12 protein-coding genes are annotated in these 12,645 nt (G+C 69.6%); 8 read left to right on the forward strand and 4 right to left on the reverse strand.

The window, feature by feature from the left end:
• Window positions 1-4: 4 nt before the first annotated feature.
• From M2352_RS11955 to M2352_RS11970, 4 genes are all read left to right on the forward strand, one after another.
• Window positions 5-1,849, forward strand: coding sequence for a hypothetical protein (locus tag M2352_RS11955; RefSeq protein ID WP_264664708.1), 1,845 nt, complete (start codon window positions 5-7; stop codon window positions 1,847-1,849).
• Entirely contained in the window at window positions 1,846-2,262 is a 417-nt protein-coding gene (locus M2352_RS11960) for a tunnelling fold family protein (protein WP_264664709.1), read from the forward strand. Before M2352_RS11955 ends, M2352_RS11960 begins: the two co-directional genes overlap by 4 nt.
• 173 nt (window positions 2,263-2,435) lie before the next feature.
• On the forward strand, window positions 2,436-4,109 hold the full coding sequence (locus tag M2352_RS11965) for a diguanylate cyclase domain-containing protein (protein ID WP_264664710.1): 1,674 nt from the start codon (window positions 2,436-2,438) through the stop codon (window positions 4,107-4,109).
• Between the two features lie 98 nt (window positions 4,110-4,207).
• A complete protein-coding gene (locus tag M2352_RS11970; RefSeq protein WP_264664711.1) occupies window positions 4,208-5,221 on the forward strand; it encodes a DUF2125 domain-containing protein in 1,014 nt (337 codons plus the stop codon).
• Window positions 5,222-5,224: 3 nt separating this feature from the next.
• Here M2352_RS11970 and M2352_RS11975 read toward each other — a convergent pair whose 3' ends face one another.
• The 4 genes from M2352_RS11975 to M2352_RS11990 form a co-directional block, all read right to left on the reverse strand.
• On the reverse strand, window positions 5,225-5,836 hold the full coding sequence (locus M2352_RS11975; RefSeq protein WP_264664712.1) for a DUF4337 domain-containing protein: 612 nt from the start codon (window positions 5,834-5,836) through the stop codon (window positions 5,225-5,227).
• 28 nt (window positions 5,837-5,864) lie between these two features.
• A complete protein-coding gene (locus M2352_RS11980; protein ID WP_264664713.1) occupies window positions 5,865-6,755 on the reverse strand; it encodes a prephenate/arogenate dehydrogenase family protein in 891 nt (296 codons plus the stop codon).
• Window positions 6,756-6,782: 27 nt separating this feature from the next.
• Window positions 6,783-7,874, reverse strand: coding sequence for a histidinol-phosphate transaminase (hisC, locus tag M2352_RS11985; protein ID WP_264664714.1), 1,092 nt, complete (start codon window positions 7,872-7,874; stop codon window positions 6,783-6,785).
• 70 nt (window positions 7,875-7,944) lie between these two features.
• The gene (locus M2352_RS11990) at window positions 7,945-8,823 is read right to left on the reverse strand and encodes a chorismate mutase (protein ID WP_264664715.1); all 879 of its coding nucleotides are present in this window, start codon (window positions 8,821-8,823) and stop codon (window positions 7,945-7,947) included.
• A gap of 140 nt (window positions 8,824-8,963) precedes the next feature.
• Between M2352_RS11990 and metX the strand changes: the two genes are divergently transcribed.
• The 4 genes from metX to M2352_RS12010 all read left to right on the forward strand — a co-directional run bounded on the left by metX (window position 8,964) and on the right by M2352_RS12010 (window position 12,601).
• The gene (gene metX / locus M2352_RS11995) at window positions 8,964-10,178 is read left to right on the forward strand and encodes a homoserine O-acetyltransferase MetX (protein WP_264664716.1); all 1,215 of its coding nucleotides are present in this window, start codon (window positions 8,964-8,966) and stop codon (window positions 10,176-10,178) included.
• 34 nt (window positions 10,179-10,212) lie between these two features.
• A complete protein-coding gene (gene metW, locus M2352_RS12000) occupies window positions 10,213-10,836 on the forward strand; it encodes a methionine biosynthesis protein MetW (RefSeq protein ID WP_264664717.1) in 624 nt (207 codons plus the stop codon).
• 58 nt (window positions 10,837-10,894) lie between these two features.
• The gene (locus M2352_RS12005) at window positions 10,895-11,302 is read left to right on the forward strand and encodes a hypothetical protein (protein ID WP_264664718.1); all 408 of its coding nucleotides are present in this window, start codon (window positions 10,895-10,897) and stop codon (window positions 11,300-11,302) included.
• 84 nt (window positions 11,303-11,386) lie between these two features.
• The gene (locus tag M2352_RS12010) at window positions 11,387-12,601 is read left to right on the forward strand and encodes a methyl-accepting chemotaxis protein (protein WP_264664719.1); all 1,215 of its coding nucleotides are present in this window, start codon (window positions 11,387-11,389) and stop codon (window positions 12,599-12,601) included.
• Window positions 12,602-12,645 lie beyond the last annotated feature (44 nt).

Raw genomic sequence — 12,645 nt, forward strand, 5'->3', positions numbered from 1 at the left:
CGCCATGGGCGGCGTTCCCCCCTCGGTCACCGCCGCCGCGACGGCCCCGGCGGCGTCATCCGCCACCGTTACGGTGGGGGAGGCGCCGGTCAAGGCCGTGCCGGAAAAGCTCCAGGATCTCGCCCGCCCGGTGGTGCTGCCGGGCACGGTGGCGGGGGAAACCGCCGACGGGCTGACCCGCGTGCGCACCCAAGCCGGCGAGGTGGTGATCAAAAGCCCGCTGCCGCTGCTGACCGACCGGCCCGTGACGTTGCAGATTGCCGCCGGCCAGCCACCGTCGCTGGCAACCATCCTGGCCCCGCCCACCTCGCTGGGCACCGCACCGGCCCAGACGCCGGCACCGGCGCCGGCGGTGCTGGTGCAGATCGGCGGCCCCCCCGTGCCGGCACCGGCGATGCCCTCCCCCTCCGGCCCGGCGGTTGCCGGACCATCGTCCGCGCCGTCTCCCACACCCGCGGCCCCGCTGCTGTTGCCGGGGCCGGCGGGGACGGTTTCCCTTCCGGCTTCGCCGATCCAGCCGGGCGCCCTGCTGCCGGCGGTGGTGCTGGCGGTGGCGCGCAACGCCCAGGCCCCGGTGGGGCGGGATGCCGCCGGGGTTCCCCTGCCCGCCACGGCCCCGCAACCGTCCACCGCCGCATCGCCCCCACTCCCTGCCCAGACGGCGCCCACCGCCGCGGCACCACAGGCCGGCGCTCCGGCCAGCCCCGCCGCGGACGGGCTGGCGGCGGCGGCTCTCAACGCCTTTGTCGGTCCCGACGGGGCGGAGGACAACCCGGTGGAACTGGGCGGGGACGCGGCCCATCCCGGCGGCGGTTCCGGCCAGCCCCCGGCGGCCAAGGGCGATGCCGCGCGCCCGCCTCTGCCCCCCGTCCTGCGCCCGGGAGGAACGGTGGCGGTGAAGATCCTGATGCTGGAGCCGCCCACGGCCCAAGCGCCGGCCTTCGACGGCGGGGACACCCCCGTGCCGGAGCCGCCGGACGGGCTCCCGCCCGGATCGGTTGTGGTGCGCGGCACCGTGGCCGGCACCACCGGCGAAGGCCGCCCGATCATCGCCACCCGCCTGGGCATGCTGGCGTTGGGCCAGGGAGAGGCGCTGCCCAAGGGCACGGTGCTGACGGTGGCGCTCAGCGACCCCGGCACCGCGCTGGAGGGGATCGCCGGGCGGGAGGTGTTCCTCGCCTCCTCGCGGGAATGGCCGGCGCTGCGGGAAGCGCTGGTGACGCTGGCCGGCATCGACCGGGCGCTGGCGCAGTCGCTGATGAACACGGTGGTGCCCCAGCCCAACCGGCGCATGGCCGCAGCGGCCAGCTTCTTCCTGGCCGCGGTGCGCGGCGGCGACGCCCGCGCATGGCTGGGGGACGACGCCACCGAGACCTTGCGCCGCCATGGGCGCGGCGACCTGCTGGCGGCACTCGACCGCGAATTCCGCGCCATGCAGCAGCAGGCCGCCGACCCGCTGCCCGGCGGCTGGCACGGCTTCACCCTGCCGGTGTTCGACGGCACCATGCTTCAGCCGGTGCGGGTCCACATCCACCCCATCCACGGCGACGAGGACGAGAAGGGCGCGGCCAAGGACCGTCCCCCCAAGGGCAGCCGGTTCGTCATCGACGTGGATCTCAGCCGGCTGGGGCCGCTGCAGCTTGACGGCATGGTGCGGGAACGGCGGTTCGACCTGATCCTGCGCAGCCGCACCCCGCTGGACGCCGGCCTGCGCGATGAGCTGGGAGGGGTGTTTTCCACCAGCGTCGGCGCCGTCGGCTTCGCCGGCAGCCTGCTGTTCCAGACCGACAGCCGGCAATGGGTGACCCTGACCCCCGGCGGCGGGCCGCGGATGGGGGTGACGGCATGACCGCTCCGCCCGTCCTGACGCCGGCCCAGCGGCGCAGCCCCCTGCGCACCGCCGCCAACCCCGCCGGGACCGCCGACGCGCTGGTGATGCTGACGGCGGAACCCCATCCCGGCCTGCACGTCGTGCTGCGCTATGTTCCCGACCGCTGGACCGTCACCGCGGCCAGCGTGAAAGAGTATCTGGACACGCTGGCCGCCGCCCCCGGCTGGGGCGATGCCGGGCCCGAGGCACTGGCCGCCGCCATCCTGGACGACATCGCCAACGAGGCGGTGCCCCGCTGGGCCGAGGTGTGGGTGGAAACTGCCGCCCCCTTGCGCCACGGTGCGCTGTCCACCGAACGTCAACCGGGATGGGACAATCCCGCCCTTCTCAACCGGCTGGCACCGCTGGGTGGTTTGGCACGGATTGATTGAATAAAATGCCCTTAAATTATTCCACCGGCGGAGCACGCCACCGCCAATCAGGCGTCTGTCTTTGTTTTCAAAAACCTGTCATACCAGCGGGCATACAAACAAAGATTGACAGAAATCAAACATACCCCCATATCTGAGTACATATATATTTTAGCAGCACCGGGCGTGCGGACGTGAATTTTCTCCAGGGGATAGCCGGGCAGTGGCGGGCACGCCGGAAGAGTCTCGTTTTCCGTCTGCTGGCGTTCGGCATCACCTTGGTGATTGTCGGCGGCACGGCCCGGCTGGGCTTCGTCACGCTGTACCTCAAGGATGCGGTCGAATCCATGACCGCCGCCCAGCAGCAGGCCATTGCCTCCTACGTCGCCCATGACATCGATGAAAAGATCAAGGCGCGGCTGACCGCGCTGGAACGCATCGCCGGGCTGGTTCCCGTCCCCCTGTTGCGCGATCCCGCCGCGCTGCGGTCATGGCTGGCCCAGCGTTACGATACGGAGCCGCTGTTTTCCCGCGGTCTGGCGGTCATGGCGCTGGACGGGCAGCAGGCGCTGGCCGAACACCCGGTGCTGCCGGGGCGCAGCGATCTCAACTATACCCTGTGGGACTGGTTCGAAAGCGCCCGCGGCGGACAGACGGTTCTGGGCCGCCCGGTGCGCAGCCCCATCGACGGCAAGCCGATCATCGTGATGGCCGCCCCGGTCCGCGACGCCCAGGGAACTCCCATAGCGGTTCTGGCCGGGATCGCCGACCTGAACGCTCCCGGCTTCCTCAATCTGGTGCAGGAATCGAGCATCGGGCAGACCGGCGGTTTCCTGCTGATTTCCCCGCGCGACAAGCTGTTCGTCGCCGCCACCGACCCGCACAAGGTGCTGACCGACACGCCGGCCCCTGGAATCAACCCGCTGCACGACCGGGCCATGCAAGGATTCCGCGGGTCGGGAATCACCACCAACGCCGCTGGCGACGAGGAATTGTCCACCATGGTGTCGGTGCCCAGCGCCGGCTGGTTCCTGGTGGCCCGGATGCCCGCGTCGGAGGTCTTCGCCTCCGTCTACAATTTCCGCACCATCGTCATCACCGCCACGCTGGCGACGGTGGTCGTGGTGGTGGTGGTGGTGTTTCTGGTCCAGCGGCACATGCTGCGCCCGCTGGCCGACGCCGCCCGGCAGATGCACCAGATGGCCGACGGCACCCAGCCCCTGTCCCACCTGCCCGTGCGCCAGGACGACGAGGTGGGGGATCTGGCCAAGGGTTTCAACTATCTGCTGGGCAAGCTGCGCGAACAGGAAGCCGCCTTGCGCGAGAGCGAGGCGCGCATGGCCCACATGGCCCATCACGACCCCCTGACCGGCCTGCCGAATCGGGCCATGTTCCAATTGAAGTTCCGTGGTGCGCTGGTGCGGGCCGAACGGGACAAGCAGCCCTTCGCCCTGCTCTACATCGACCTGAACGGGTTCAAGCCCATCAACGACACCTACGGCCATGCGGTGGGGGACGAGGTGTTGCGCCACGTGGCCCGGCGTCTGTCAACGGTGCTGCGGCCCGGCGACACCATCGCCCGCATCGGCGGCGACGAATTCGCCGTCCTGCTGCCCGGCACCGGCAACGCCCGCCCGCCGTGCGAAACCATTGCGCGCCGCTGCCGCGAAGCGCTGGCCGAGCCCATCATCGCCGACGGGCACGAGGTGACCGCCGGCCTGTCCATCGGCTGGTCGATCTATCCCGACAATGGGACCGACGCCCACCACCTGCTGACCCATGCCGATCAGGCGATGTACGCCGCCAAGGCGGCATCGAAGCGGGAGACCTCCCGCTCTGCGGGTGCCGAGCAAGGATTTCTGACCTGAATTCCGAGAAAACCATCCTCCAAAGGATGAATTTTGGGTTAACATGTGTTCGCTCCAGGGAACGCCACCGCTCCCGGACCCCGTAAGGACACATGACCATGCGCCCCATCCTCCGCCGTCTGGCCCTTGTCTGCGCGCCGATCCTCGTCCTGGCCGCCGCTGGCTGGACCGGGGCCTGGTTCCTGGCCGCGCGGACGGTGGAACGGGGGATTCACGACTGGGCCGACACCCAGCGGGCTCACGGCATCGACGTCCGGTTCGCATCCTTGGGCATGGAGGGTTTCCCCTTCGCCGTCCGCGCCGTGGCGACCGACGGTGCCATCGCCACCCGTTCCCTCCAGTGGCAGGGGGCCAAGCTGGTGGCGGAAGCGGCGGTCGGCAACCCGTCCGACATCGCCATCACCCTGCCCGGCACGCAGAAGCTGACCATCGTCGATGGCGCCGTCACCTCGCTGGAGGCCGTCTCGGGCCATGGCCGCGTGCTTTTGGGACCGGATGGGCAGGTCACGGACGCCACCATGATCTTCACCGACGTGGCCGCCGCCCCCGCCGGGCCGCATTCGGCCCCCGTGCGGGTGCGCAGCCTGTCGCTGGTCATGACCCAGCCGGGCCGCCCCCCGGCAGACCATCAGGAAACCGGCCTGACCATGGCCGTCACCGCCGACGGCATCACCCTGCCCCCCGAAGCCGCCGCCCTGGGACCGGCCATGGAACGGGCGGAAGCCACCGTGCGGGTGCAGGGCCGCCCCCCGGCACCGGAACCGGCCAGCCTGTCGGCGTGGAGCCGCAGCGGCGGCACGGTGGAACTGGACCGGCTGGCGGTGAACTGGGGTCCGGTGAAGCTGTCGGTCAACGGCACCTTCGCCCTTGACCGCGAACTGCAGCCCCAGGCGGCCATGACCATGGAGGTGCGCGGGGCGCAGCAGGCGCTGACCGCCATCAGCGCCATGCTGAAACCGAAAGAGGTCAATCTGGCCCGCACCATGCTGGCCATGCTGTCGCGCCCGGCGGCGGATGGCGAGCCGGTGGTCACCGCCCCCCTGACCATCCAGTCGCGCGCCCTCTACGTCGGCCCCATGAAGGTGGCTGCCATGCCGGAAGTGGTGTGGTGACGGTTACAGGAACGGCAGGCTGACGATCAGGGTGAAGCCGTTGACCATCGCCAGGAAGCCGGTGACGGCGCAGGCGCCGCTGAGCCACAGCAGGCCCGACACCCCGATCACCGTGGACACCGACGCCAGCACGATCGCCAATTGCAACAGCGCTTCCGCTGCGTCGAAATAGGGATCCTGGCGGGCGGCGTAATCCCGTTCGGCCTCTTTCGCCTTGGCCTTGGCCAGCAGTTCCTTCTTGCCCTCCCCGCTCTGGGGATCGCTTTCATAGCGGGCGACGGTCTGGCGGTAGGACGCCACCTCCCGCTCGACGTCGGCGCGCTGGTCGGGCGTCAGGTCGGTGCGGGACAGGACCGACAGTTCCAGGGCGCGGGCGGCCTGCTGATACTGGGTCTGGCGCAGCACCTTTCCCTGGTAGAATGAGAAGACGTCGCTGGCCTCGATGTTGGCATTGACCATCTGCTTGGCGGCGTTGGAACCGCCGACGCTGGTGATCGCCAACAACGCGGCCAGGACGGAGATGTAGATCGCGATGCCTTTACGCTCGGAGCGTTCGGCGTCGCGTTCCTCCTTGGCCGCCTCCTGGATCTTTTCCTTGATTTCGTCGATGTCCATCTGGGGGCGGCTCGTCGGCTGGGGTGGGTTACGCCTGCCGGGCGTCGATGATGCTGCGGCGGATGGCGCGGGTGCGGGTGAAGGTTTCGAACAGCACGTCGCCCTCGCCCCAGCGGATGGCCCGCTGCAGCGCCGTCAGATCCTCGGTGAAGCGCTGGAGAACCTCCAGCACCGCCTCACGGTTGTTGAGGAACACGTCGCGCCACATGGTGGGGTTGGAGGCGGCGATGCGGGTAAAGTCGCGGAAGCCACCGGCGGAGAACTTGATGACCTCCGACTTGGTGTCTTCTTCCAGATCCGACGCCGTGCCGACGATGGTATAGGCGATGAGGTGCGGCAGGTGGGAGGTGATGGCCAGCACCCGGTCATGGTGCGACGGCTCCATCAACTCCACCTTGGACCCGAAACGGCGCCACATCTCGGCCACCGTGGCCGCGGCCTCGGCGTTGCTGCCGGTGGGCGGGGTGACGATGGCCCACCGCCCGTCGAACAGGGTGGCGAAGCCCGCTTCCGGCCCCGAATGTTCGGTGCCGGCCACCGGGTGGCCGGGGATGAAATGCACCCCCGCGGGCACGAAGGGGCCGACGTCGCGCAGCACCGCCTGTTTCACCGAACCGACGTCGGTGATGATGGTACCGGGCTTCAACACGGGGGCGATCCGCTCGGCCACCGGGCCGCAGGCGCCGACGGGCACGCACAGCACCACCACGTCCGCCCCCTCGGCGGCGGCGGCAAGGTCGGTGGTGGCGCTGTCCACGATGCCCAGCTCAACGGCCTTGTCACAGACGGCGGCGTCCAGGTCGCCGCCGGCCACGTATCGTGCCACCCCGTAATACCGCAGAGCCCGCGCCAGCGACGAGCCGATCAGCCCGATGCCAAGGATCGTCACGCGGTCGAAAAGCGGAGTCTGGGTGGTCATGATACGGGTTCCGTTCAAAGGCTCATGTCAGCTTTCTAGGAAAGCCTTCAGGGTATCGGCGACGGTGCGCATGTCGTCGCCCGTGCCGATGGTGACGCGCAGACAGGTGGGCAGCCCATAGGCCGACATCTGCCGCACAAGGATGCCGCGGGCCTTGAGATACTGGCGCGCGGCCTCGGCATCGTCCTTCCCCGGTTTCTGGCCGGCGAAATCGACGAGCACGAAGTTGGTCACGCTGTCGTGGACCGTCAGCCCCAGCCCCTGCACCGCATCGCGGAACCACGTCCGCCATTGGGTGTTGTGGGCGCGGGAACGCTCCAGGAAACCGGTGTCGGCCAGCGCCGCCACGCCGGCGGCATGGGCCGGGGCGGAGACGTTGAAGGGGCCGCGCACGCGGTTCAGCACGTCGGCGATGGCCGCCGGGAAATACCCCCAGCCCAAACGCAGCGCGCCCAGCGCGAAAATCTTGGAGAAGGTGCGGGTCATCACCACGTTGGGGTGCTTTTCCACCAGCTCTACCCCCGACGAATAGTCCGGGGCATCGACGTATTCGGCATAGGCCGCATCGATCACCAGCACCACGTCCGACGGCAGCCCGGCGTGCAGGCGCGTCAGCTCGTCCGCGGTCAGGTAGGTGCCCGTGGGGTTGTTGGGGTTGGCGATGAACACCATGCGGGTGCGCGGGGTCACATGGGCCAGCAGCGCGTCGATGTCGGCCTTCAGGTTCTTTTCCGGGGCGGCCACCGGGGTGGCGCCGCAGGCCTTGGCCGAAATCGGGTACATCAGAAAGCCGTGGGCGCTGTACAGCACCTCGTCCCCCGGCCCCACGTAGGAACGGGTGAGCAGGCTGATGATCTCGTCCGACCCGGCGCCGCAGATGATGCGGGCGGCGTCCAGGTTGAAACGCTGGGCCAAAGCCTGCCGCAGCTCGGTGGACCCGCCGTCGGGGTAGCGGTGGATGGAGCCGGCCAGACGGCTGTACGCTTCCATGGCATGAGGCGACGGACCTAAGGCGCCCTCGTTGGACGCCAGACGGATGGTGCCGTGCGCCTCGCCGCCCACATAGGCGGCGATGTCGAGAATGCCCGGACGGGGTGCCGGACCGGAAGTCGTGGTCATGTCGGACGGACCTTGAGCGATAAGACGGAACGAAAACGGGGGTGTTGTGGGGTTTCGGCCGGAGCCGGGATCAGGGATGGTGGAGCGTCAGCGGCACGGCATAGCCGCCCATGACGTTCACCCGCACCGGCTGTTCCCCGGCCCGCCCCAGGAAATAGGACAGGCGCTGGTCGCCGGGGCCGACGAAATCGGCCACTTCCACCAGATGCAGCGAATGGCCGGCGGCTTCGCGGGCGTGCCAAGTGCAGAAGGCGGTGGGGGCCAGCCCCGACGCCTCCAGCATGTCCTTCAGCCGGCCGCGGCTGAGGTCGAAGCCCAGTTCGATGGCCAGCAGCGTGCGGTCGTCGCCCGTGGGCTCGTTGGGGCACAGCGCGATGGCCAGCGCATCGCGGTCCTCGCCGCGGGCATTGCCGCGGCCGGCGAACGGCAGGCGGGCCACCACCCGCGGGGTGCGCCCGTCGGACGACAGCAGGTAGCGCCACCAGGGATCGGTGTCGTCTTCGGCCGGATAGGGGACGATGCCGACGGTGGCCGTGCCCTCGCTGACCGCGCGCACGGCCGCCACCGGGGTGTTGACCGCGGTCATCGGCACGATGCTGCCGTAATGGTCGCGGGCCACGTCCCAGAATCCGCGCCGGTCCTCGGGCGCATAGACGGCGACGGCGAACGGCCCCTGCATGCGGGTGAAGGCGGTGATGAGTTCGCGCCACATGCGCACCACCACGGCGGGGGGCAGGCTGCCGCTGTGCCGCGCCACCAGCCGGCGCAGGATGACCGCCTCGCGCCCTGGACGCAGGAAGATGCCGCCCGACCCGCCGGGCTGCTGCCCCTTGGCGGCGGCCACCTGGCCCACGATCTGGGCGCGGCGCATCAGCAGGTCGTGGATCGAATCGTCGATCCGGTCGATGTCGCGGCGCAAATCGTCAAGAGCGGTCGTCGAGGGCTGCATGGGAAAAACCGTAACATGCGGATTCACTTTAGGTGTAGACCGCAGCCCCGCCAAAATCAAAGAAAACGTTGACACCCCCGGCGGGTGGTTCCTAGCTATACCGTCCCGTCATGGTCGAGGCTGGAAAGAGCGCCCAACCGATGCCTCCCTCCGACACCCCCGCCGCACCGGCCCGCCCCATCGACACCGCCGCCCTGCCCGGCCACCGGGCGCATCTGGGCGCCGGCGCGCCGCTGCGGCTGGATTGCGGGGCGGACCTGGGGCCGTTCACCATCGCCTATCAGACCTATGGCGCGCTGAACGCGGACCGGACCAACGCGGTGCTGGTCTGCCATGCGCTGACCGGCGACCATTACGTGCTGGACCGCCACCCGGTGACCGGGAAGGACGGCTGGTGGGAACGGATGGTGGGGCCGGGGCGCCCGGTGGACACGGACCGTTATTTTGTCATCTGCTCCAACATCATCGGCGGCTGCATGGGGTCCGCCGGCCCGCTGGAGCCCGACCCGGCCACGGGAGAGCCGTACGGGCTGAACTTTCCCGTCATCACCATCCCCGACATGGTGCGGGCGCAGAAGATGCTGATCGAGCATCTGGGCATCAAACAGCTTTTCTGCGTGATCGGCGGGTCCATGGGCGGGATGCAGGTGCTGGAATGGGCCACCGCCTACCCTGAATCGGTGTTCTCGGCCATCCCCATCGCTACGGCGTCGCGCCATTCGGCGCAGAACATCGCCTTTCACGAGGTGGGGCGGCAGGCGATCATGGCCGACCCCGACTGGGCCGGCGGCACGTACCACCGGCAGGGCACCCGCCCGCACCGCGGGCTGGCGGTGGCGCGCATGGCCGCCCACATCACCTATCTGTCGGAACCGGCGCTGCACCGGAAATTCGGGCGCAACCTGCAAAACCGCGAGCGGGTGACCTATGGCTTCGACGCCGATTTCCAGGTGGAAAGCTATCTGCGCCACCAGGGCATCAGCTTCGTCGAGCGGTTCGACGCCAATTCCTACCTCTACATCACCCGCGCCATGGATTATTTCGATCTGGCGCGCGACCACGGCGGCACCCTGTCCAACGCCTTCCGTCTCCCCGATGGGCGGGGCACGCCGGTGCGGTTCTGCGTGGTCAGCTTTTCCAGCGACTGGCTGTTCCCCACGGCGGAATCGCGGGCGGTGGTCCACGCGCTGAACGCCGTGGCCGCCAACGTCAGCTTCGTCGAGGTGCAGACCGACAAGGGCCACGACGCCTTTCTCCTGGACGAGCCGGAATTCTATCAGGTGGTCCACGGCTTCATCGAGGGCTGCGCCCGGCACCGCGGCCTGATTCCCCGCCGCAGCGCCCAGACGACGTAGCCGCTTTCCCCCTATCCTTCCGGGTTCAGCACCGATGACCACCGCCCCCGCCGCCCAGACCATCCGCATCGACCTGCGCCTGATCGCCGACATGGTGGCACCGGGGGCGCGGGTGCTGGACGTGGGGTGCGGCGACGGCACGCTGCTGGCCCATCTGACCCGGGAAAAGGGCGTGGACGGGCGCGGCATCGAGCTGAGCATGGATGGGGTCAGCCGCTGCGTGAAGCACGGGCTGTCGGTGATCCAGGGCGACGCGGAAACCGATCTGAAGGATTATCCCCCGGACGCCTTCGACTATGTGATCCTCAGCCAGACCATCCAGGCCATGCGCGACCCGCGCGGCGTTCTCAACACCATGGTGCGGATCGGGCGGCGGGCCATCGTGTCGCTGCCCAATTTCGGGTATCTGCCCATCCGGCTTCAGCTTCTGTTCCGGGGGCGTATGCCGGTGACGGAGCGGCTGGGCTATCAGTGGTGGGAAACCCCCAACATCCATTTCTGCACCATCGCCGATTTCGTCGAGCTGTGCGCGCAGATGGGCATCGTCATCGAAAAGACCGCCATCGTGGACAAGGCCGGGCGGGTCACCCGCCGGTCCCCCACCGGGCTTGCCAACCTGCTGGGGGAACAGGGGGTCTTTCTTCTGCGCCGGGGATGAGCGGCCCCGCCGGCTGTTGGTTTTTCGAAAACCAACCAACCCGACGGGAGACGCCGCCATGCCCCTTTCTCGCCCCCTGCTCGCCGCCCTGATCCTCCTGTCCCCCGCCATCGGAGCCGCGCAGCAGCCGCCCCCCGGCGGCTCTGCCCCCGCCCCGCTGATGACCGCACCGCGGGCCGACGACCGCGCCGCCACCCCGCCGGCCCAGCCCACGGACACCACCCCCCTGCCCCCGGTGACGGTGGAGGACGCCCAGCGGCTGGCCGGACGCACGGTCACCACCCAGGACGGCAAGGCACAGGCGGTGATTCACGGTGCCGCCCACCGGGACGGCACGGTCACCGGCCTGATCCTGGCCACCGAGGCGGGGCGGACGGTGACCGTGCCCGCCCAGGTGCTGCGGGTGGGCAGCGACGGAACCCTGACCATCGCCATGACCGCCGAAGCGCTTGCTGCAGCACGGTAAAAGGGAGGGCGCCCCGTTTTTGCAACCAGATTTTAAACAAAAACGGTTATGGTGCCCCCCTGGCCTGATTCAAGGAGACGGACCGTGGAATTGAGCGCGAAGACTGCGCAGGACATCTGCGACCATATGGCGCGGGAACTGGAGGTTACGGTTTCGTTCATGGGGCCGGGGGGTGCCATCATCGCCTCGTCCGCCCGCGAACGGGTCGGCCAGACCCACGCCATCGCCGCGGAGATCATGGCCCGCCGTGCCGACGAGCGCCCGGTCAGCCGGGACGAGGCCGCCCGCTCCGGCGGGACCATGCGCGAAGGCTACAACGCCGCCATCGACGTGGACGGCGAGCGGGTCGCCAGCCTGGGCATCGCCGCCCCGGTGGAGCAGGCCCGCCGCTATGCCCGCGTGGCGCGTCAGTGGGCCCTCTCCATGCTGCGCGCCGAACGGGCGGAACAGCAGCGCAGCCAGATCCTCCGCGACCTGTCGTCCCAACTGGAGCGCGACGTGGGCGCCGTGGTGAACGAGGTGTCGGACACCGTGCGCCAGCTCGACAGCGGCATCAACGGGGTGAAGCGCGCCAACGGCGATTGCGTGCGCCAGGCGTCGGAAGCCGCCCGCGCCTCCCAGTCGGTGGATGAATCGGTGGGCACCGTGGCGTCGATGATCGGCCAGTTGGCCGCCACCGCCGACCGCATCGCCGCCGACACCGCCAAGGCCCGCGACATCAGCGCGTCGGCCACCGCCGATTCCGAACGTGCGACCACGGTCATGACCTCCCTGCGCACGGCGGCGGAGCAGATCGCCAGCGTGGTCAAGCTCATCAACGCCATCGCCAGCCAGACCAATCTGCTGGCGCTGAACGCCACCATCGAAGCGGCCCGCGCGGGCGAGGCGGGGCGCGGATTCGCCGTGGTGGCCAACGAGGTCAAGGCCCTGTCGCGCCAGACCGCCGACGCCACCAAGCAGATCGCCGATCAGGTGGCGAACCTGCAGCGGGAAACCGCGGCGGTGGACGGCGCCTTGTCCAGCATCCACGGCACCATCCGGTCGATCCAGACCATCAACGACACGGTGGCCGGGGCCATCACCGAACAGACCCATCTGGCCGGCGACGTGTCCCAGCGCCTGGACCGCACCCGCCACGACGTGGCGGCGGCGGAACAGAGCATCCGCGCCGCCGAACGCGCGGTGACCGAGGTCACGGCCACGCTGGACGGCCTGTCCGGCCCCATGCAGACCCTGAGCGGCCGCATGGGCGGTCTCAACGACCGCGTGCGCTCGGTCCTGGGCACGCTGCGGAAGTAACACGGCCGTCGTCTCCCCTCTCCCGCCGGGGAGAGGGTTTTTAG

This window comes from Azospirillum fermentarium (genome assembly GCF_025961205.1).
Classification (GTDB): domain Bacteria; phylum Pseudomonadota; class Alphaproteobacteria; order Azospirillales; family Azospirillaceae; genus Azospirillum; species Azospirillum fermentarium.

Excerpts from the sequence above, each read along its gene's own strand:
- M2352_RS11980 (WP_264664713.1), bottom strand. The coding sequence starts at position 6,755 with ATGACCACCCAGACTCCGCTTTTCGACCGCGTGACGATCCTTGGCATC.
- M2352_RS11955 (WP_264664708.1), top strand. The coding sequence starts at position 5 with ATGGGCGGCGTTCCCCCCTCGGTCACCGCCGCCGCGACGGCCCCGGCG.
- M2352_RS11990 (WP_264664715.1), bottom strand. The coding sequence starts at position 8,823 with ATGCAGCCCTCGACGACCGCTCTTGACGATTTGCGCCGCGACATCGAC.
- metW (WP_264664717.1), top strand. The coding sequence starts at position 10,213 with ATGACCACCGCCCCCGCCGCCCAGACCATCCGCATCGACCTGCGCCTG.
- M2352_RS11970 (WP_264664711.1), top strand. The coding sequence starts at position 4,208 with ATGCGCCCCATCCTCCGCCGTCTGGCCCTTGTCTGCGCGCCGATCCTC.
- hisC (WP_264664714.1), bottom strand. The coding sequence starts at position 7,874 with ATGACCACGACTTCCGGTCCGGCACCCCGTCCGGGCATTCTCGACATC.
- metX (WP_264664716.1), top strand. The coding sequence starts at position 8,964 with ATGCCTCCCTCCGACACCCCCGCCGCACCGGCCCGCCCCATCGACACC.
- M2352_RS11960 (WP_264664709.1), top strand. The coding sequence starts at position 1,846 with ATGACCGCTCCGCCCGTCCTGACGCCGGCCCAGCGGCGCAGCCCCCTG.
- M2352_RS12005 (WP_264664718.1), top strand. The coding sequence starts at position 10,895 with ATGCCCCTTTCTCGCCCCCTGCTCGCCGCCCTGATCCTCCTGTCCCCC.
- M2352_RS11975 (WP_264664712.1), bottom strand. The coding sequence starts at position 5,836 with ATGGACATCGACGAAATCAAGGAAAAGATCCAGGAGGCGGCCAAGGAG.